This window comes from Enterobacter cloacae complex sp. HYC080_NIDB (assembly GCF_056673325.1).
Window position 1 is genome coordinate 2,632,700 of record NZ_CP114212.1, and the last position, 18,336, is coordinate 2,651,035.

The 18,336-nt window shown below is 52.8% G+C and carries 20 protein-coding genes; 9 read left to right on the forward strand and 11 right to left on the reverse strand.

Features of this window, described 5'->3' with window-relative positions:
- Window position 1 precedes the first annotated feature (1 nt).
- On the reverse strand, window positions 2-1,930 hold the full coding sequence (thrS, locus tag O1723_RS12480) for a threonine--tRNA ligase (RefSeq protein WP_014883490.1): 1,929 nt from the start codon (window positions 1,928-1,930) through the stop codon (window positions 2-4).
- Between the two features lie 321 nt (window positions 1,931-2,251).
- On the opposite strand from thrS, the gene yncL reads away from it, so the two are divergent.
- Window positions 2,252-2,344 carry a stress response membrane protein YncL gene (gene yncL, locus O1723_RS12485; RefSeq protein ID WP_071819746.1) on the forward strand — a complete coding sequence of 31 codons (93 nt, stop codon included), beginning with the start codon at window positions 2,252-2,254 and terminating at the stop codon, window positions 2,342-2,344.
- A gap of 98 nt (window positions 2,345-2,442) precedes the next feature.
- On the forward strand, window positions 2,443-2,550 hold the full coding sequence (gene yniD, locus O1723_RS12490; RefSeq protein ID WP_008500658.1) for a small membrane protein YniD: 108 nt from the start codon (window positions 2,443-2,445) through the stop codon (window positions 2,548-2,550).
- A gap of 61 nt (window positions 2,551-2,611) precedes the next feature.
- Here the strand turns inward: yniD and O1723_RS12495 are convergent, their stop codons facing one another.
- The gene (locus tag O1723_RS12495) at window positions 2,612-3,370 is read right to left on the reverse strand and encodes a DUF481 domain-containing protein (protein ID WP_014883489.1); all 759 of its coding nucleotides are present in this window, start codon (window positions 3,368-3,370) and stop codon (window positions 2,612-2,614) included.
- 296 nt (window positions 3,371-3,666) lie between these two features.
- Between O1723_RS12495 and pfkB the strand changes: the two genes are divergently transcribed.
- From pfkB to O1723_RS12510, 3 genes are all read left to right on the forward strand, one after another.
- Complete coding sequence (pfkB, locus tag O1723_RS12500) at window positions 3,667-4,599, forward strand: 6-phosphofructokinase II (protein WP_014883488.1); 933 nt, start codon at window positions 3,667-3,669, stop codon at window positions 4,597-4,599.
- Between the two features lie 103 nt (window positions 4,600-4,702).
- A complete protein-coding gene (gene ghoS, locus O1723_RS12505) occupies window positions 4,703-4,993 on the forward strand; it encodes a type V toxin-antitoxin system endoribonuclease antitoxin GhoS (RefSeq protein WP_014883487.1) in 291 nt (96 codons plus the stop codon).
- 105 nt (window positions 4,994-5,098) lie between these two features.
- Complete coding sequence (locus O1723_RS12510) at window positions 5,099-5,959, forward strand: fructosamine kinase family protein (protein ID WP_014883486.1); 861 nt, start codon at window positions 5,099-5,101, stop codon at window positions 5,957-5,959.
- Window positions 5,960-5,995: 36 nt separating this feature from the next.
- Here O1723_RS12510 and O1723_RS12515 read toward each other — a convergent pair whose 3' ends face one another.
- Window positions 5,996-6,532, reverse strand: a complete 537-nt coding sequence (locus O1723_RS12515) for a YniB family protein (RefSeq protein ID WP_014883485.1) — start codon at window positions 6,530-6,532, stop codon at window positions 5,996-5,998.
- A 148-nt stretch (window positions 6,533-6,680) separates the two neighbouring features.
- Between O1723_RS12515 and hxpB the strand changes: the two genes are divergently transcribed.
- The 3 genes from hxpB to tcyP all read left to right on the forward strand — a co-directional run bounded on the left by hxpB (window position 6,681) and on the right by tcyP (window position 9,562).
- Window positions 6,681-7,352 (forward strand): hexitol phosphatase HxpB, encoded by a 672-nt coding sequence (hxpB, locus tag O1723_RS12520; protein ID WP_014883484.1) that lies wholly within the window; start codon window positions 6,681-6,683, stop codon window positions 7,350-7,352.
- Between the two features lie 100 nt (window positions 7,353-7,452).
- Window positions 7,453-8,043 carry a metal-dependent hydrolase gene (locus tag O1723_RS12525; RefSeq protein WP_014883483.1) on the forward strand — a complete coding sequence of 197 codons (591 nt, stop codon included), beginning with the start codon at window positions 7,453-7,455 and terminating at the stop codon, window positions 8,041-8,043.
- A gap of 127 nt (window positions 8,044-8,170) precedes the next feature.
- Window positions 8,171-9,562: a cystine/sulfocysteine:cation symporter gene (gene tcyP, locus O1723_RS12530; protein ID WP_014883482.1), complete on the forward strand. Its 1,392-nt coding sequence runs from the start codon at window positions 8,171-8,173 to the stop codon at window positions 9,560-9,562.
- A gap of 47 nt (window positions 9,563-9,609) precedes the next feature.
- Here tcyP and cedA read toward each other — a convergent pair whose 3' ends face one another.
- Window positions 9,610-9,849: a cell division activator CedA gene (gene cedA / locus O1723_RS12535; RefSeq protein ID WP_014883481.1), complete on the reverse strand. Its 240-nt coding sequence runs from the start codon at window positions 9,847-9,849 to the stop codon at window positions 9,610-9,612.
- 203 nt (window positions 9,850-10,052) lie between these two features.
- Here cedA and katE point away from each other — a divergent pair, with 203 nt between their 5' ends.
- Window positions 10,053-12,302 (forward strand): catalase HPII, encoded by a 2,250-nt coding sequence (gene katE / locus O1723_RS12540; protein ID WP_023337156.1) that lies wholly within the window; start codon window positions 10,053-10,055, stop codon window positions 12,300-12,302.
- Window positions 12,303-12,394: 92 nt separating this feature from the next.
- On the opposite strand, the gene chbG is transcribed toward katE, so the two are convergent.
- From chbG to osmE, 7 genes are all read right to left on the reverse strand, one after another.
- Window positions 12,395-13,144 (reverse strand): chitin disaccharide deacetylase, encoded by a 750-nt coding sequence (chbG, locus tag O1723_RS12545; protein ID WP_014883479.1) that lies wholly within the window; start codon window positions 13,142-13,144, stop codon window positions 12,395-12,397.
- A gap of 11 nt (window positions 13,145-13,155) precedes the next feature.
- On the reverse strand, window positions 13,156-14,511 hold the full coding sequence (locus tag O1723_RS12550; protein ID WP_248191106.1) for a 6-phospho-beta-glucosidase: 1,356 nt from the start codon (window positions 14,509-14,511) through the stop codon (window positions 13,156-13,158).
- Window positions 14,512-14,621: 110 nt separating this feature from the next.
- Window positions 14,622-15,464: a transcriptional regulator ChbR gene (gene chbR, locus O1723_RS12555; RefSeq protein WP_071819744.1), complete on the reverse strand. Its 843-nt coding sequence runs from the start codon at window positions 15,462-15,464 to the stop codon at window positions 14,622-14,624.
- A gap of 5 nt (window positions 15,465-15,469) precedes the next feature.
- Window positions 15,470-15,817: a PTS N,N'-diacetylchitobiose transporter subunit IIA gene (chbA, locus tag O1723_RS12560; RefSeq protein WP_014883476.1), complete on the reverse strand. Its 348-nt coding sequence runs from the start codon at window positions 15,815-15,817 to the stop codon at window positions 15,470-15,472.
- A gap of 47 nt (window positions 15,818-15,864) precedes the next feature.
- Window positions 15,865-17,223, reverse strand: coding sequence for a PTS N,N'-diacetylchitobiose transporter subunit IIC (gene chbC, locus O1723_RS12565; protein ID WP_479983831.1), 1,359 nt, complete (start codon window positions 17,221-17,223; stop codon window positions 15,865-15,867).
- A gap of 79 nt (window positions 17,224-17,302) precedes the next feature.
- Window positions 17,303-17,620 carry a PTS N,N'-diacetylchitobiose transporter subunit IIB gene (gene chbB, locus O1723_RS12570; protein WP_014883474.1) on the reverse strand — a complete coding sequence of 106 codons (318 nt, stop codon included), beginning with the start codon at window positions 17,618-17,620 and terminating at the stop codon, window positions 17,303-17,305.
- A 281-nt stretch (window positions 17,621-17,901) separates the two neighbouring features.
- Entirely contained in the window at window positions 17,902-18,246 is a 345-nt protein-coding gene (osmE, locus tag O1723_RS12575) for an osmotically-inducible lipoprotein OsmE (RefSeq protein WP_010430142.1), read from the reverse strand.
- Window positions 18,247-18,336 lie beyond the last annotated feature (90 nt).

Here is an 18,336-nt window from a genome sequence, read left to right on the forward strand (position 1 = left end):
CTTATTCCTCCAGTTGTTGAAGACTGCGGCTGCGAATCTCTTGTTGCAGCTTCTCAATCACTTCACTTACGTCCAGGCTGCCCAGGTCTTTACCACGGCGGGTGCGAACGGCAACTTTGCCTGCTTCCACCTCTTTATCACCACAGACCAACATATACGGGACACGACGTAAAGTGTGCTCGCGGATTTTAAAGCCAATCTTCTCATTTCTCAAGTCTGCTTTTACGCGAATGCCCGCATTTTGTAGTTTCTGCGTCAATTCTTTAACGTAATCTGCCTGAGAATCGGTAATGTTCATCACCACTACCTGCACTGGCGCAAGCCAGGTTGGGAAGAAGCCCGCGAACTCTTCGGTCAGGATGCCGATGAAGCGCTCCAGTGAACCGAGGATTGCACGGTGAATCATAACCGGTACCTGACGTTCGTTGTCTTCGCCAACATAAGAGGCGCTTAAACGCTGCGGCAGGGAGAAGTCCAGCTGTACAGTACCGCACTGCCATGCGCGATCGAGGCAGTCATACAGGGTAAATTCAATTTTCGGACCGTAGAATGCGCCCTCGCCCAGCTGGTATTCGAACGGAATACCGTTCTCTTCCAGCGCCACGGCGAGATCCGCTTCTGCGCGATCCCATGTCTCATCGCTACCGATACGTTTTTCCGGACGCGTTGAGAGTTTGACCACGATCTTCTCAAAGCCAAAGGTGCTGTACATATCGTAGACCATACGAATACAGGCGTTAACTTCATCACGAACCTGATCTTCAGTACAGAAGATATGCGCATCATCCTGAGTAAAGCCACGAACACGCATCAGACCGTGAAGCGCACCTGATGGCTCGTTACGGTGGCAGCTACCGAACTCCGCCATACGCAGCGGCAGGTCACGGTAGGATTTCAGACCCTGGTTGAAGATCTGAACGTGGCCCGGGCAGTTCATTGGCTTAATGCAGTATTCACGGTTCTCGGACGAGGTGGTGAACATCGCATCTTTGTAGTTGTCCCAGTGGCCGGTTTTTTCCCACAGCACACGGTCCATCATGAACGGGCCTTTTACTTCCTGGTACTGGTACTCTTTCAGCTTGGAGCGTACGAACGTTTCCAGTTCACGGAAGATGGTCCAGCCGTCGTTATGCCAGAATACCATACCCGGCGCTTCTTCCTGCATGTGATACAGGTCAAGCTGTTTACCGATTTTACGGTGGTCACGCTTCGCCGCTTCTTCCAGGCGCTGCAGATAGGCGTTCAGGGCTTTTTTATCGGCCCATGCGGTACCATAAATACGCTGCAACATTTTGTTGTTGCTGTCGCCACGCCAGTAGGCGCCTGCGATCTTCATCAGTTTAAAGTGATGACAGAAACGCATATTCGGCACGTGCGGTCCACGGCACATGTCGATGTATTCTTCGTGATGGTACAAGCCTGGCTTGTCATCATGAGAGATGTTCTCGTCAAGAATAGAGACTTTATAGCTCTCGCCACGCTTGACGAAGGTTTCACGCGCTTCGTGCCAGCTGACTTTCTTCTTGATGACGTCATAGTTCGTTTCGGCGAGCTCGTGCATACGTTTTTCGAGCGCGTCGATATCTTCCTGGGTCAGGGTATGGTCAAGGTCAACGTCATAGTAGAAGCCGTTGTCGATAACCGGACCAATCGCCATTTTGGTGTTTGGCCACAGCTGCTTGATAGCATGACCTAACAGGTGCGCACAGGAGTGACGAATGATCTCCAGACCTTCTTCGTCTTTCGCGGTGATGATTGCAAGCGTCGCATCGTTTTCAATCAGATCGGACGCATCAACCAGCTCACCGTTCACACGGCCGGCGATGGTCGCTTTCGCGAGGCCAGGACCGATATCCAAGGCAACATCCATTGGGCTAACAGCGCGGTCGAAATGGCGTTGGCTGCCATCAGGAAGAGTAATTACAGGCATTTTATATCCTTATTTGCAGTGATGCCCCACACATAAGAGCATATACAAAGAAAATAATCGTGATTAAACAGTAGATTACGAAACATCTGACCAACAATCGTCAAATTGGTTCGTTATCCTGCACCTGCCGAATTCAGATAAATGCGGGTTTACGGCAAGGGACTTAATGTTAACACTAACAGCAAGGGGATTGCACCCTCTGCTGCCACAATGAAGGACTGGCATGTTGCAGATATTTGCAGATTGCGTCTCTCTGGCACTCGCATTTCGCCGATGCTGAGCTAACTTTGAACAGGCCTTTAACATCCACAGGTGCTTACCATGAACGTATCCAGTAGAACGGTAGTGATATTAAATATCCTGTCAGCAACCGGTTTATTGTTGATTCTCGCCGATCGATTCCACTGGTTCTGAGCTGAACCCCATACCGGCATAACACGATTGCTCCCAGGAAGGGGCATATTTCGGCCCCGTTTGATAGACTATGCGTATCAACGGACAAGGATTAGGTTATGCCAACAAAACGATTTGCCGTAAAACACTGGAAAATGGTGCTGGTGCTGATTGCCATCTGCGGCGCAATGCTGCTACTTCGTTGGGCGGCAATGATTTGGGGTTAGAGAATCAGAAGGGACGTCTGGCAGAGATGAGAAACGGGCCGATATTTTCGGCCCGCCATGATTACATTCTATAACCCAGTGAAACGGTGGTTCTGCGATCGGTATGTTCAGGCGCGCTTGCTGGTGGTGAAGAGTTCCAGGTCACGTTGTAGGCCACTTTCAAACCGAAGTGTTCATTGATAGCCACGTTCAGGGCACTTTCAGAGTTCAGCGTTGTATCCTCGGCACCAAACACAGACACACCCTGAGTGAATTTGGTGTTATCGGTCATCTGCCATGCGTAGGTACCTGACGCATAACCCAGCGGCTGGGTTTCATCTTCGCCGTTGGTGTACTCGTCGTAGCGAACACCAGGACCGAATTCAAAACGGAAGCTGTGTACAGGCCCATTCAGGAACTGACGACCATAACCCGTCGTGAATACATCACGCTGGCGATAGCCATTATAACGGTCGGTTAACCAGCTTGCCTGACCGAATATGTAGTCATAGTCGGTCATGTTGTAACGGCTACGTCCACCTGCCGCATATTTCTCGGAAGAGCGTTCATCGTTAGCGGACGTGTTGCTGGCATTCCCCCACAGCGACCATGCTGTGGTATTACCGTACCAGGTCAGGGTGCTGTCCGCCGTCAGAGAAGAGCTTTTTGTGTTACCTGATTGCGCGAGATACCCGGCATTCAGATTACCTTCGAAGGGTTTTTTGGCAGTGGAGGGATCGTCCATGACAGTAAAAACGGTGTCATCGGCGGTTGCATTCAGTGATGCAAATACGCCACCCGCCAGCATCAGTGCTGCGGGTACTGTCTTCAAAAGCTTCATTTTATTTAAGGAGTCCGTACAACAAAAAAAGAGACCACCACGGTCTCGGAAACTTTCTTGAGGATCAATGACAAGGCGTCCAGAGAAAGGTAACAAATTATAAAAAGGCGCAAATAACATAGCAATATTTTCTTATTTCATTTTTTGAATAAGAACGATCCCAAAGCGCGTTTTATTTTATATATCTTTTATCACGCTTGTTTCAGCATTCATTTTTAAAATCATACTGTTATTTACATTGCCTTCCTGTCGATCGGTGCCAGGCTTAAAAGAACCCATACTAAAAGGAGGTTATGATGGCTTCTATTTATACGCTGACACTCTCCCCTTCCCTCGACTCCGCGACTATCACCCCGCACATTTACCCTGAAGGTAAACTACGCTGTAGCGCCCCTGTGTTTGAGCCGGGCGGCGGCGGCATTAACGTGGCGCGCGCCATTACCCATCTTGGCGGTAAAGCCACCGCCATATTCCCTTCCGGGGGTGCCACGGGGGAACATCTTGTCTCTTTGCTGGCGGATGAACAGGTTGCCGTAGACACCGTAGCGGCCCAGGACTGGACCCGGCAGAATCTGCATGTCCACGTCGAATCCAGCGGGGAGCAGTATCGTTTCGTGATGCCGGGCGCCAGACTGAGCGATGATGAGTTTCGTCAACTGGAAGAGAAGGTACTGACCATTGAAAGCGGCTCACTGCTGGTTATTAGCGGTAGTCTGCCGCCAGGCGTCAAAACGGAAAAGCTGACGGCGCTGGTTAAGGCAGTGCTTCAGCGTGGTATCCGCTGCATCGTCGACAGCTCAGGTGAAGCCCTGCAGGCAGCGTTAGTCCCCGGGCATCTTGAACTCGTTAAACCTAACCAGAAAGAGCTTAGCGCGCTTGTGAATCGCGAACTTAACCAGCCTGATGACGTGCGCACCGCCGCAGAAGAACTGGTTCGCAGCGGCAAAGCGCACCGCGTGGTCGTCTCTCTCGGTCCTCAGGGGGCACTGGCTGTCGACAAGACGGGCTTTGTGCAGGTTGTGCCGCCGCCCATGAAAAGCCAGAGTACCGTGGGTGCGGGCGACAGCATGGTCGGCGCGATGGCGCTAAAACTGGCGCAGGGTGCTTCTCTTCTGGAAATGACGCGTTATGGCGTCGCGGCGGGGAGTGCCGCCACCATTAATCAGGGGACGCGGCTGTGTTCGCTTGCCGATACGCAGAAAATCGTCGATTACCTTTCAAAAGACTGACCTCTATTCCCCTTCCCAATCGAAGGGGAATTTACCTTAAAGTCGCCAAATATGGCATATCGACTATGCTAAAAAAACTTTCAGAATAACAACGAGGTGAATTATGAGCAGTGGTGATATCACCCGCTATGTCGCAACCATCAATCTTCGTGAAGCGTCACTGACCGAGCTGAACGAGCTCAATAACGCCTTTACTCGCGCGAATTTTCTGCTCACGCTGACGGACGATGACGGCCATATTCATGATTTAGGCACGCTGACATTTGGTTTGATCGCGGCCCTGAGTGAAGAAGACGTTCACGCCCTGGCCGCCAGCCTGGTGGAAAGTGTGACCGACAAGCCCGCCGACATCACCGTGGAAACGTGGGAAAGCTGGCACAAAAAAGAACAATAAGTGCGCTGCATGAATTTAAACCGCTCAGGTGTGCGTTAGTTCGTATTTTTTTACCGCAATTATGCGCTAACTTTATGATCTGGCAGACAACATGGGAGAGTCAACATGTGGCAGGCTATCAGTCATCTTTTAAGTGAGCAACTGGGTGAAGGTGAAATTGAACTGCGTAACGAACTGCCAGGCGGAGAGATCCACGCCGCGTGGCATTTACGCTACGCAGGACGCGATCTTTTCGTGAAGTGTGATGAGCGAGAACTGCTCCCGATATTCACCGCTGAAGCCGACCAGCTGGAACTGTTGTCTCGCAGTAAAACGGTGACAGTACCGCAGGTGCTGGCTCTGGGCAGCGACCGGGACTACAGTTTCCTGGTCATGGACTATCTCCCTCCCCGCCCGCTGGATGCCCATAACGCCTTCATTCTTGGACAACAGCTCGCGCGCCTGCACCAGTGGAGCGACCAGCCCCAGTTTGGCCTCGATTTTGACAACGACCTTTCCACTACCCCACAGCCCAACGCCTGGCAGCGTCGGTGGTCGACGTTTTTTGCCGAACAGCGCATCGGATGGCAGCTTGAACTGGCCGCCGAAAAAGGGCTGGAATTTGGCAATATTGATGCCATCGTTGAGCATGTACAACAGCGCCTGGCCTCCCATCAGCCGCAGGCATCTCTACTGCACGGCGATTTATGGTCCGACAACTGCGCGCTGGGTCCCAACGGCCCCTATATCTTCGACCCGGCCTGCTACTGGGGTGACAGAGAGTGCGATCTGGCCATGCTGCCCCTGCATCCAGAGCAGCCCCCGCAAATATATGATGGCTATCAGTCAGTCTCCCCTCTGCCGTCCGATTTTCTCGAGCGCCAACCGGTGTATCAGCTTTATACGCTGATGAACCGCGCTATCCTTTTTGGCGGGCAGCATCTGGTCAACGCCCAGCGTGCGCTTGAACGCGTACTTGCGGCATAGGGACAAATCGGGTGGCCGTGCCGCCACCCTCATCTGTCAGAGAAAACCCAGCAGAGAGAAGAAGAAGTATCCCGCCACAATGATGATAATGGGGAAAATATAGAGCGGGAAAATTTGCAGGAAAATGGTGTGACGCGGTACCACAATGCGGGATTCAATCTGCTCCCGGCTCATTCCTTCCGGGCCTTTCGCCTGTTCCAGAATTAACTGATCCTCAACGCCTTCGCGCAGAAAACGGGTCTGGCGACTCATTCGCGCACCGGATGCCTGTAACGCCATGGCAATAAAAATCAACGCATAGATGACCCAGAACCCAATATTAAGCTGCTGGTGAAAATCCGGCGTTGGCGAGTTGAACCAGAAGACATTCAGGAACGGGGTGTTGAACCGCATCATCTCAATCATGACATGCGCAAAATCAAGCATGACGGCATTAATGCCTGGCTGTTTTTCGCTGTGATCGTACATAAATTTGAGCACAGAAATCAGCGTAGAGATGACGGCGGGAATAAAAATCACCCAGCCAGCAATACGTTTTAAGACAGCAATGCGTCCAGCTTGTTGATACGTCATCAGTTCCTCTTCATAAAGACGCGTTATTTGTGGCTAAGTCTACCTGCTGGACAGCATTTTCGCCCGATCTTTGAAAGCAATATGCTAAATTGCTAAGTGTGCTTAGCACTTATCGTCTGTCGAACACCCTGGATAAGGAGACGTTGTGATGTCGACACCGCGCCAGATACTTGCCGCTATTTTTGACATGGATGGATTACTGATTGATTCCGAGCCGTTGTGGGATCGCGCCGAGCTGGACGTGATGGCCAGCCTGGGCGTTGATATCAGCCGCCGTAATGAACTTCCCGACACGCTGGGCCTGCGCATTGATATGGTCGTAGACCTCTGGTACGCCCACCAGCCGTGGAGTGGCCCAGATCGCGACGAAGTCACCGCGCGCATTATCAGCCGCGCCATCGCGCTGGTGGAGGAGAACAAGCCGCTATTGCCTGGCGTGCGTGAAGCGGTCGCGTTGTGTAAGGCTCAGGGGCTGAAGGTGGGCCTGGCCTCCGCTTCACCGCTGCATATGCTGGAAAAAGTGCTCATTATGTTTGAGCTGCGCGACAGTTTTGACGCCCTGGCGTCAGCTGAAAAATTGCCCTACAGCAAACCGCACCCGCAGGTCTATATGGACTGTGCCGCTAAGCTGGGTCTTGATCCGCTTACCTGTGTCGCGCTGGAAGATTCCGTTAACGGCATGGTCGCGTCCAAAGCCGCACGTATGCGCTCCATTGTGGTTCCGGCAGAGGAAGGCCGCCACGATCCCCGTTTTGCCCTTGCCGATGTGAAGCTTAATTCGCTGACAGAACTCACGGCGCATCACCTTAAGGGCGGCTAACAACATGCTCCATTTGTGACAAACAGTTACACCGTCACCTCTTCCGCCTACTGTATAAAAACCCTATACTGTATGAATTGACAGTTTCGTGGGTTTTATCATGACGGCGGAAGGCCACCTCCTTTTTTCCATAGCGTGCGCAGTATTTGCCAAAAACGCTGAACTCACTCCCGTGCTCGCACAGGGGGACTGGTGGCATATTGTCCCTTCCGCCGTATTGACCTGTCTGCTGCCCGATATTGATCATCCCAAATCATTTCTTGGACAACGCCTGAAGTGGGTATCGAAACCCATCGCCCGCGCGTTCGGCCACCGGGGGTTTACGCACAGCCTGCTGGCCGTTTTTGGGCTGCTTACCCTTTTTTATTTAAAAGTGCCCGAAAGCTGGATCGTCCCTGCTGATGCCATTCAGGGGATGGTGCTCGGCTACTTAAGCCATATTCTTGCCGATATGCTGACGCCCGCTGGCGTTCCACTTCTCTGGCCGTGTCGCTGGCGCTTTCGTTTTCCCATCCTTGCGCCACAGAAAGGGAACCAGCTTGAGCGCGTATTGTGCATGGCGCTCTTCGCTTACGCCGTCTGGATGCCACAGACATTGCCCGAAAACAGTGCAGTGCGCTGGTCTTCGCAGATGATCAATTCGCTGCAATTTCAGTTCAATCGCTTTATTCATCACCAGATTGAACAGTAAACCAACAAAATCATTCCGTTTGTCATAAACCATTCCATTTGGATATAAGCGCGACATCACACTTCTGCTAACCTTCCGCCAACAGGATCGGGAAAAACCGATCCCATAATAAATCAGGAGAACGGGGATGAATTTTCCACTCATCGCGAACGTTGTTGTGTTCGTTGTATTGCTATTGCTTCTCGCGCAGACGCGCCACAAACAGTGGAGCCTGGCGAAAAAAGTGCTGGTTGGTCTGGCCATGGGTGTCGTATTTGGTCTGGCGTTGCAGGCGATTTATGGCTCCGATAATCCAGTTCTGAAAGACTCTATTCAGTGGTTCAACATTGTCGGCAACGGCTATGTCCAGCTGCTGCAGATGATCGTGATGCCGCTGGTGTTCGCCTCTATTCTGAGTGCCGTTGCCCGCCTGCATAACGCCACTCAACTGGGTAAAATCAGTTTTCTGACCATTGGTACCCTGCTGTTTACCACGCTGATCGCCGCGCTGGTGGGTGTGCTGGTAACCAACCTGTTTGGCCTGACGGCCGAAGGTCTGGTGCAGGGCACGGCTGAAACAGCACGCCTGACCGCGATTCAAACCAACTACGTGGGTAAAGTGGCCGATCTGACGGTTCCGCAGATGGTGCTCTCCTTCATTCCGAAGAACCCGTTTGCTGACCTGACCGGCGCCAGCCCAACGTCCATCATCAGCGTGGTGATCTTCGCGGCATTCCTCGGTGTGGCCGCACTGAAGCTGCTGAAAGACGATGCGCCGAAAGGCGAGCGTGTGCTGACGGCGATTGATACCCTGCAAAGCTGGGTGATGAAGCTGGTGCGTCTGGTCATGCAGCTGACGCCATACGGCGTGCTGGCGCTTATGACCAAAGTGGTTGCGGGCTCTAACCTGCAGGACATCATTAAGCTGGGCAGTTTTGTCGTCGCCTCTTATCTGGGCCTGGGCATCATGTTCGTGGTGCACGGTATCCTGCTGGGCGTGAACGGCGTCAGCCCGCTGAAATACTTCCGCAAAGTCTGGCCGGTACTGACCTTTGCCTTCACCAGCCGCTCCAGCGCCGCGTCTATTCCTCTGAACGTTGAAGCGCAGACCCGTCGCCTGGGCGTGCCAGAATCTATCGCCAGCTTCTCTGCGTCCTTTGGTGCCACCATCGGTCAGAACGGCTGTGCGGGTCTCTACCCGGCGATGCTGGCGGTGATGGTTGCCCCGACCGTGGGTATCAACCCGCTGGATCCGGTCTGGATCGCCACGCTGGTCGGCATTGTGACCATCAGTTCCGCCGGTGTTGCCGGTGTTGGTGGCGGCGCAACCTTCGCTGCGCTGATTGTGCTGCCTGCACTGGGTCTGCCAGTGACGCTGGTCGCGCTGCTGATCTCCGTTGAACCGCTGATCGACATGGGTCGTACCGCGCTGAACGTGAGCGGCTCCATGACCGCCGGTACGCTGACCAGCCAGTGGCTGAAGCAGACCGACAAAGCCATTCTGGAAAGTGAAGACGACGCCGAACTGGCGCACCGGTAATCGCCGGGAAATAAAAAAACCGCCTGATGGCGGTTTTTTTATGGCTGTTATTCTTCAACCTCTTCATCCTGGCGGATTTGCACCGCCCATCGCTGGGCAGACTCCGGCACGGAAAACGTCGGCGATCGACGGAAATGCTCCCCCATCAGGACAAACGCCACATATTTACCACGAAGCTGCCAGACATCACGAAAACCCTCCACTTTCAGGGCATGGTCAGGCGGCGCGGGTTCCACGCGGGGCACATAGCTAATAACCTGGCGGTTTTGTTGACGAAGAGGTTTCATAAGCGACGGGTTCACTAAAGCAAATTCTTGAAGCAGGAAAATTCTATGATAGCCGATTCTGCTCCCTTCCGTCGCGCTCCGAATGGCTGAGAGGGCTCCTTTCGTTAAGGGCGGCATGTGAAAACTCTTAGTTCGCGAGCTATCTCACGACATTGTTCTATCCTTAATAGGGTTTTTAGCAATGGATAAAGGAGAAGCGTGCAATGTCGAACAAAGATAATACACATCAATCACCGATTCATGGCACTGAAGAATCTCAACCGGGTATGGACTCTCTCGCCCCTGCTGACGGCTCTCACCGCCCCTCGCCAGGCCCTTCCGCCCCCGGCGAACAGCCTACCGCACCGGGAAGCATGAAATCGCCGGACACCGGGAACGAGAAGCTGAAATCGCTTGAGCCACACCGTAAAGGTGGTGAAGGTTTTGCACTCACGACCAATCAGGGCGTGCGCATTGCTGACGATCAAAACTCTCTTCGCGCCGGCTCGCGCGGCCCCACCCTGCTGGAAGACTTTATCCTGCGGGAAAAAATTACCCATTTCGACCACGAGCGAATTCCGGAACGTATCGTTCACGCGCGCGGCTCGGCTGCGCATGGCTACTTCCAGCCGTACAAGAGCCTGAAAGCGATCACCAAAGCAGATTTCCTCTCCGACCCGGATAAAATTACCCCGGTGTTTGTCCGATTCTCCACCGTACAGGGGGGCGCGGGTTCGGCAGACACGGTGCGTGATATTCGCGGTTTCGCCACCAAGTTCTATACCGAAGAGGGTATTTTTGATCTGGTGGGCAATAACACCCCGGTGTTTTTCATTCAGGATGCGCATAAATTTCCTGACTTTGTCCATGCGGTAAAACCGGAGCCCCACTGGGCCATACCGCAGGGACAAAGTGCGCACGACACCTTCTGGGACTATATCTCTCTGCAACCTGAAACGTTACACAACGTGATGTGGGCGATGTCTGACCGGGGTATTCCGCGCAGCTATCGCACGATGGAGGGGTTTGGTATTCACACCTTCCGTATGATTAACGCGGAAGGAAAAGCCACGTTCGTCCGGTTCCACTGGAAGCCGGTGGCGGGCAAAGCCTCGCTGGTGTGGGATGAGGCGCAGAAGCTGACCGGGCGCGATCCAGACTTCCATCGTCGTGAGCTTTGGGAGTCCATTGAAGCCGGCGATTTCCCTGAATATGAACTGGGCCTGCAGCTCATTCCGGACGAGGACGAATTTAAGTTTGATTTCGACCTTCTTGACCCGACCAAACTGATCCCCGAGGAGCTGGTGCCGGTTCAACTGGTGGGGAAAATGGTGCTCAACCGCAACCCGGATAATTTCTTTGCCGAGAACGAGCAGGCCGCGTTCCACCCGGGGCATATCGTGCCGGGACTGGATTTCACCAACGATCCGCTCTTACAGGGACGTTTGTTCTCGTACACCGATACGCAGATCAGCCGCCTTGGCGGGCCGAACTTCCACGAAATTCCAATTAACCGTCCGACCTGTCCGTACCACAATTTCCAGCGCGACGGGATGCATCGTCAGGATATTGATACCAATCCGGCTAACTACGAGCCTAACTCGATCAACGATAACTGGCCGCGCGAAACGCCGCCAGGCCCGAAACGCGGAGGTTTTGAGTCGTACCAGGAGCGTATCGATGGCAACAAAATTCGCGAGCGCAGCCCTTCCTTCGGCGAGTATTACGCCCATCCTCGCCTGTTCTGGAACAGCCAGACGCCGATTGAGCAGCAGCACATCATCGGCGGCTTTAGCTTCGAGTTAAGTAAGGTGGTGCGCACCTACATCCGCGAGCGCGTGGTCGATCAGCTTGCGCACATTGATATTCAGCTCGCCCAGAGCGTGGCGGATAACCTGGGTATTACCCTCACCGACGAGCAGCGCAACCTTGCTCCGCCAAAAGAGGTCAACGGCGTAAAGAAAGATCCCTCGCTGAGTCTGTATGCGGTGCCAGGTGGCTCAATTAAAGGCCGCGTGGTCGCCATCCTGCTGAACGATAAAACCCGGGCCAGTGACGTACTGGGCATTATGCAGGCGCTGAAAACCCAGGGCGTACACGCCAAACTGCTTTATTCCCGAATGGGTGAAGTGACAGCTGATGACGGTTCCGTGCTGCCGGTGGCTGCGACCTTTGCCGGGGCACCCTCGCTGACCGTCGATGCGGTGATTGTGCCGTGCGGGGATATTGCCAGCCTGTTGACCAATGGTGACGCCGTCTATTACCTGCTGGAAGCTTATAAGCACCTGAAACCGATCGCGTTGTCCGGCGATGCGCGTCAGTTTAAATCCCAGCTGAAGGTTGCCGAGCAAGGTGAGGACGGCATTGTCGAGGGCGATAACGTGGACGACGCCTTTATGACGAAGCTGTTTGACCTGCTCGCCGCGCACCGCATCTGGTCACGCAGCAGCAAGATTGACCAGATCCCGGCGTAAAAAAAGCCGGGTGGCGCTTGCGCTTACCCGGCCTACAACAGTTTGCAGGTCGTTCGTAGGCCGGGTTAGGCGAAGCCGCCCCCCGGCACTTCTCACAGATCCCGGAATGTCCCCAACCGATACCCACGTTCGGCAATCGCGTATTTCAGCGACGACGACGTCAGCACATCCAGCTCCGCCAGGCGCGGCCAGCAGTACGCGCTCTTGCGCACGATATTATCGACAAATGCGGGGTGCGCCATGACCTCCAGTGACTTTTCTCCCCGGGCTGCAGAATCATCCAGCACCTTCAGGAACAGCGCTTCGTCGATCGCCTCGCCGTAAAACGCGCTGCTGAACCCTGCGGTGGTTGTCACCGCACTGTCCGGCAACCCTTGCACCTCACGATCCACGCGCATCGCTACGCCTTTGCGTTGAGCAAACGCCGCAACGATCGGGAAAATTGCCGGGATCATATGCACGTGGTGATGGCTGTCGATGTGTGTTGGCAGACCACCAAACAGATCAGCAAAGCGGTTGAACTGACAGTCCAGCTCGCGGGCAATCTCTTCCAGCGGCAGAGCGTCCTGCTCCGCCTGTTCCCAAATCCATTTACCTAACTGTCCGTCACGGGTCAGGCCCGGCATTGGCGTAAGCGGCATACCGAGCGTCAGCACAAAATGCATCCCGACGCCCAGCTCAGGCACGTCGCGGCTTAGCTGCGCCGCATGTTCAACCGCTTCACCATTAACCAGTGCCGTAGTGGATGTCACAACCCCCCGGCGACAGGCTTCAATAATGCCGTAGTTCTGACCTTTCGAGAGGCCAAAATCATCAGCATTAACGATCAGCAGGTTTTCCATTGTGCGTCCTCTCAGTGGTGTTTGAACTTCAGCTTCTCGATCGTGGCGGCGAAGTTCGGCAACCATTTTTCATGCGCCAGGATCATCTCTGCTGCAAGCTGCTCCGCATCGCGGTCGGAATGCACCAGCGGGCTGAGGTTCAGTGCCAGAAGCACGTCATTCAGCTCGCCGCTCAGCGCCGCCTGACTTGCCGCCACTTCAAAGCCTTTAATGGTGTGGATAAGACCCATAACTTTGTCATCAAAATGAGTAATGCGCGGATGCGGTTTAGCGCCATCGCGTCCCAGAATGCAGGTCATCTCAACGGCCCAGTCAGCCGGGATATTGTCGATGTGGCCGTGGTGCGGCACGTTAACATAGTGCTCCGCTTGCTTGTCGTTGTAGATGGCGTTGATCACTTCACACGCCGCATCGGAATAATAGGCCCCGCCGCGCTGCTCAAGCTCTTTCGGCTTGACGTTCAGGTTCGGATCTTTATACAAGTCGAACAGCTGCTTCTCAACTTTCTGAACGATTTGCGCCCGCGCGCCCCCCTTGTAATACTCGCCCATTTCGATGGCCAGCATCTCTTTCTGCTTGAAGTAATAAAGCAGGTAGGAGCACGGCAGCAGATTCAACGAGCGGATCAGCCCTTCGCTGAACGGCAGGTCAAAGATGTTTTTCACAGACGCAGCGGTCAGACGACCCGAGGCGACCCCGTCCAGCAGTTCAGCAAAACGCGATGTTCCGTTCACGATGACATCTTTAATGAACACCATATGGTTCAAACCGAACAGATCGATAGAGAGATCGTCATTATCGGTCAGTTCCAGCACGTCACGGATAAACATTTTCATGCCGACTGGAATATTACAGACGCCAATAAAGCGCCTGAAACCGGTATGACGATAGACCGCTTCGGTCACCATCCCTGCCGGGTTAGTGAAGTTAATCACCCACGCGTCTGGACAGATTTCCTCCACGTCTTTAACGATGTCGAAAATAACCGGAATGGTACGCAGGCCTTTGAACAGGCCACCGGCACCGTTAGTTTCCTGACCGAGATAACCGTGGCTCAACGGAATACGCTCGTCCAGTTCACGCGCTTTCAACTGGCCAACGCGCAGCTGGGTGGTTACGAAATCTGCATCTTTCAGCGCCAGTCGACGATCCAGCGTTTTATGCACGGTCAGAGGTACGCCCGCTTTCTCAACCATGCGTTGGCACAGGTCGAAAATAATATTCAGCTTCTCCTGACCTTCCTCCACGTCCACCAGCCATAATTCGCTGACCGGTAATTCATGATAACGTTTCAGAAAACCTTCAAGTATTTCCGGGGTATAGCTGCTGCCGCCACCAATGGTTACGACTTTTAATTTCTTTTGCATAATATCTCCCTTTGCGTATCAGGTTAATCGCCTGCAATGTATAGCGTACTCTTCCCGCTATTTGGGCAAGCCATTAAAGCAATATTCGTGGCGGATAAAACCGCCGAAAGTTAATTCATTACCGTCAAACTTTTGCGGTAACTGTTCGGGGTGAATGACGTTAATTTCTTAAACGTTTTAATAAACAGGCTGGGGCTACTGTATCCCGATTCGTAAGCAATATCGGTGACCGAGTAGTTAGTAATTTCCAGCTGTTTTTTGGCAAAGTTAATGCGAATGTCATTAATAATTTGCACAGGTGTTTTACGATAATACCGCTGCGTCGCGCGGGTCAGATATTCCTGGGATTTTCCCGACAGGGAAACCATATTCTCCAGCGCATTGTCACTGAACTGGGCTTTATCGTGCATCAGTTCAACAGTGCTGCGCAGCCACTGTGGAATATCATCCGTCACCTGCTGCTCTTCACGATGATGACGCAGCCGGTTCATCACATAGAAAGTCACCGTTTCAATAAACTCGTCAAATTCATTTTCACGGAAGTTAAGCGAGGCAATAACCGTTTCAATCCAGGTCATGAACTCGTTTTTCACGCGATAAACCTGAGACGCCACAAAGCAGAACGGTACCAGCGGCAGATAGTGCTTTTCAAAGAAGCGCCTGCTGACGCCGACATTCAGAATGCGGGTTGCACCGAATTCGTAAAAGCTCTGGTGATAGGACCCCATCGGCAGGAAGACAAAATCCCCTCGCTCAAGCAGGACGCGCTTACCGTTGATCTCCTGGTAGTAGCGGCCGGTCAGAACAATCGTGAACTCGTAGTAGTCATGCTGGTGCAGACCACTGGCGCTCTCCGTCTTGTTGTAGATAACCACGTGAAAATTTTTGCCATTAAACAGCTGCTGTTCAAGTGCGGTTTTAATTTCCATCGTGCTGACCTCCTGCTGCAACATCCGACTTAGTGCATTTTCTCGTGAAGCTCAATCAACTCCGCCACCAGCTCGCGCGCCAGCATGGAGGTCATCAGGTGATCCTGCGCGTGTACCAGCACCAGGCTGACCTTCATCTTCCCTTCACCCTGATCGCTTTCAATAAGCTTTGTCTGCACCAGGTGCGCTTCGTTCAGCGCGGTACGGGACTGTTCCATCATGGTTTTCGCGGCGGCAAAATCACCCTGCTTGGCCTGCTTCAGTGCGGCATACGCCAGGCTGCGGGCCTGCCCGGAGTTGATGATAAGCCCCATCACCACTTCTTCAAGATCGTTCTCTGCGGCGTCGTCTGCGACGATACTATCCAAATCTAACATGTTTAAGCTCCTTGTGGCTGACGCGGGTTTCCCCGCGTCGGTCAATCTTAGAATTTCAGTGAGAGGGCAATGTCCTCTTCGCTCTCTTCTTCATCAATGATGGTGGCAGCTTTGTTCGCAATTGCCACGAATGGCATGTAGAGCAGGGTCGCAATCCCGAGGTTGAATATCGCCAGCAGGAAGGCCGCGACGCTACCGTTGGTATTGAAGAACGCGCCCAGCCCCGCTGGCATGGTCCACGGTGCAATGTTGGTCACCGGCGGAATAATGCCCATGTAGTAAGCCGTCAGGGTGATGGCTGCCAGCAGTGGTTGAACCAGGATGAACGGAATGAACATGACCGGGTTCATGATGATTGGCAGGCCAAACAGAATCGGTTCGTTAATCTGGAAGATACCTGATGGCAGCGCCAGTTTAGCTACCTGACGATAGTCAGCACGACGAGAGACAATAAAGACCGCGATGATCAGACCCAAGGTCGCCCCGGTACCACCCAGGAAGATATAGGAGTCAAGCATCGGCTTCGCCCACACATGGAAGGTTTTACCTGCTGCCAGCGCCGCGTCAACGGAGCCGTACTGCTGGTAAAGTGCCACGTTTTCCAGTGCCCACGGGGTCATAATTCCGCTATCCAGCGCAGCCAGTGCCAGTGAACCATGTAAGCCGAAGAACCACAGCAGAGAGGTGAAAATCACATACGCCCAACCGACCACACCACCCATCGACGCCAGCGGCGTGGAGATAGAATCCATGATGATCTGGTGGAAGTTCGTGCCCCAGTGAGAGAGCGCCCAGGCAATAATCCCCATAATGGAGAGAATAATAAAGCCCGGAATCAACGCGGAAAATGAACGAGAAACGGACGTCGGTACGCTATCCGGCAAGCGGATAACCCAGTTGCGACGAATAATAAAGGTGAACATTTCCGCCACCACCAGACCGATAACAATACCGGAGATGATGTTCGCCCCACCCAACCAGTTGGCGCCGACGGCATACGCCTCCCCTACGCTGTAAGGCGTGACGGTCATAAATGCAGCAACGGATAATAACCCGGCAGCCAGCGGATCCACTTTTCGCTCTTCTGCCAGTGCCATGCCAATAAAGAAAGGCGCCATCAGCGACATAATACCTAACGTACCGTTATATACGTTGCCGCCGATGGCTTTAAAACCATTAAGGGTTTCAATTGTGGAAGCGTCTAACCGAATGCCTAATGAATAAAAGAAGGAACCTTCACCAAAGCTCAGAAAAACGTTGTTAATTAAAACGAACATGGCCCCGGCCAGCGTCAACGGCATTAATTTAATAAAGCCGTTTTTAATGGCATTAACGTGAGGCTGCTTTCCTATTTTAACAGCAAAAGGAAGGAGTACCTTTTCAAGTGAAGCGATGACTTTACTCATAGGTAAATACCCTTAAATGCCGTAACTCGTGTTACGGCGTATTGTGTGTGAAATAACTCTTTGACGGGAAAAATAAAAATTAATTAGCAGCTTTTTTAATGGCTGCCACAGCAGCTTTCAGAACACCTAAACCATCAATCTTGCCATACAGCCCCGAGTCGATCACTTCGACCGGTTTGTTGGGTAGCAGTCGTTGTATTTCGGGCAACATATAGGCGATTTGTGGCCCCAGTAAAACAACATCGGCTTTCTGGCCTTTCTCGCCCGCCAGCGTTTCTGGAAACGCTTCAATCACCACAGGGACTTCATACTTTTCAGCCTGCGCACGCATCTTTGACACCAGCAGTGAGGTTGACATGCCCGCTGAGCAGAACAGGTAGATATGTTTCTTTTCCATCGTAATTTCCCTCTTGTAGGTCTACCTGCCATCGCGCTATCACTCGACTTGCTGTCCCGGCAGACAGGTAGTTTGCATACTGTTGTTTGTCGTTGGAGTGAGTATACGCAATGGTACAGACAGGGGATAATTCTGAACAGGTTGAAATTGTCTCTCATTGACCTGGCTTGTTGACTACCTTCACATTTCGGGCAAATAATTCGCGCAAAGAAATAAGATTTACGTATACACAAAAAAACCGGCCCATGGGCCGGTTCGTTAACATCTTCAGACAAGCTGGGTTACTGAGCCTTTGGAGCCTGGGGATCGGTGTCGTATTCAGCACAGGTCTGATAACCGGAGTTAATAACATGACCAGTGTCATCCAGGGCGACAAAGTAGGTCTCTGCCTTACCATCACGTTGACCCAGGATATAGGTCTGGCAGGTCCCTTTCGCATGAATCATTGTCACTTCAGAAGAAGGTTTACCGGCGATCGCAGCGACCTGCGAACGGGTCATCCCTTTTTTAACGTCTTTAACCACGGGCTGTGTAAACTGATCCTTGGTGCGATCGTAAGCCGTACACCCTGCCAGCATCGTCAGTACTGCCGCTGCGCTAAGAATTCCTGCTACGTTCTTGTTCATATTCCGTCCTCTTGTTTATCAGCGTGTTATCTAAGCATGGAATAAAAAGTACTATTGTTCAACTTTGTGAATTACGCCAGACGAATTTCG

Excerpts from the sequence above, each read along its gene's own strand:
- thrS (WP_014883490.1), bottom strand. The coding sequence starts at position 1,930 with ATGCCTGTAATTACTCTTCCTGATGGCAGCCAACGCCATTTCGACCGC.
- yncL (WP_071819746.1), top strand. The coding sequence starts at position 2,252 with ATGAACGTATCCAGTAGAACGGTAGTGATATTAAATATCCTGTCAGCA.
- yniD (WP_008500658.1), top strand. The coding sequence starts at position 2,443 with ATGCCAACAAAACGATTTGCCGTAAAACACTGGAAAATGGTGCTGGTG.
- O1723_RS12495 (WP_014883489.1), bottom strand. The coding sequence starts at position 3,370 with ATGAAGCTTTTGAAGACAGTACCCGCAGCACTGATGCTGGCGGGTGGC.
- pfkB (WP_014883488.1), top strand. The coding sequence starts at position 3,667 with ATGGCTTCTATTTATACGCTGACACTCTCCCCTTCCCTCGACTCCGCG.
- ghoS (WP_014883487.1), top strand. The coding sequence starts at position 4,703 with ATGAGCAGTGGTGATATCACCCGCTATGTCGCAACCATCAATCTTCGT.
- O1723_RS12510 (WP_014883486.1), top strand. The coding sequence starts at position 5,099 with ATGTGGCAGGCTATCAGTCATCTTTTAAGTGAGCAACTGGGTGAAGGT.
- O1723_RS12515 (WP_014883485.1), bottom strand. The coding sequence starts at position 6,532 with ATGACGTATCAACAAGCTGGACGCATTGCTGTCTTAAAACGTATTGCT.
- hxpB (WP_014883484.1), top strand. The coding sequence starts at position 6,681 with ATGTCGACACCGCGCCAGATACTTGCCGCTATTTTTGACATGGATGGA.
- O1723_RS12525 (WP_014883483.1), top strand. The coding sequence starts at position 7,453 with ATGACGGCGGAAGGCCACCTCCTTTTTTCCATAGCGTGCGCAGTATTT.
- tcyP (WP_014883482.1), top strand. The coding sequence starts at position 8,171 with ATGAATTTTCCACTCATCGCGAACGTTGTTGTGTTCGTTGTATTGCTA.
- cedA (WP_014883481.1), bottom strand. The coding sequence starts at position 9,849 with ATGAAACCTCTTCGTCAACAAAACCGCCAGGTTATTAGCTATGTGCCC.
- katE (WP_023337156.1), top strand. The coding sequence starts at position 10,053 with ATGTCGAACAAAGATAATACACATCAATCACCGATTCATGGCACTGAA.
- chbG (WP_014883479.1), bottom strand. The coding sequence starts at position 13,144 with ATGGAAAACCTGCTGATCGTTAATGCTGATGATTTTGGCCTCTCGAAA.
- O1723_RS12550 (WP_248191106.1), bottom strand. The coding sequence starts at position 14,511 with ATGCAAAAGAAATTAAAAGTCGTAACCATTGGTGGCGGCAGCAGCTAT.
- chbR (WP_071819744.1), bottom strand. The coding sequence starts at position 15,464 with ATGTTGCAGCAGGAGGTCAGCACGATGGAAATTAAAACCGCACTTGAA.
- chbA (WP_014883476.1), bottom strand. The coding sequence starts at position 15,817 with ATGTTAGATTTGGATAGTATCGTCGCAGACGACGCCGCAGAGAACGAT.
- chbC (WP_479983831.1), bottom strand. The coding sequence starts at position 17,223 with ATGAGTAAAGTCATCGCTTCACTTGAAAAGGTACTCCTTCCTTTTGCT.
- chbB (WP_014883474.1), bottom strand. The coding sequence starts at position 17,620 with ATGGAAAAGAAACATATCTACCTGTTCTGCTCAGCGGGCATGTCAACC.
- osmE (WP_010430142.1), bottom strand. The coding sequence starts at position 18,246 with ATGAACAAGAACGTAGCAGGAATTCTTAGCGCAGCGGCAGTACTGACG.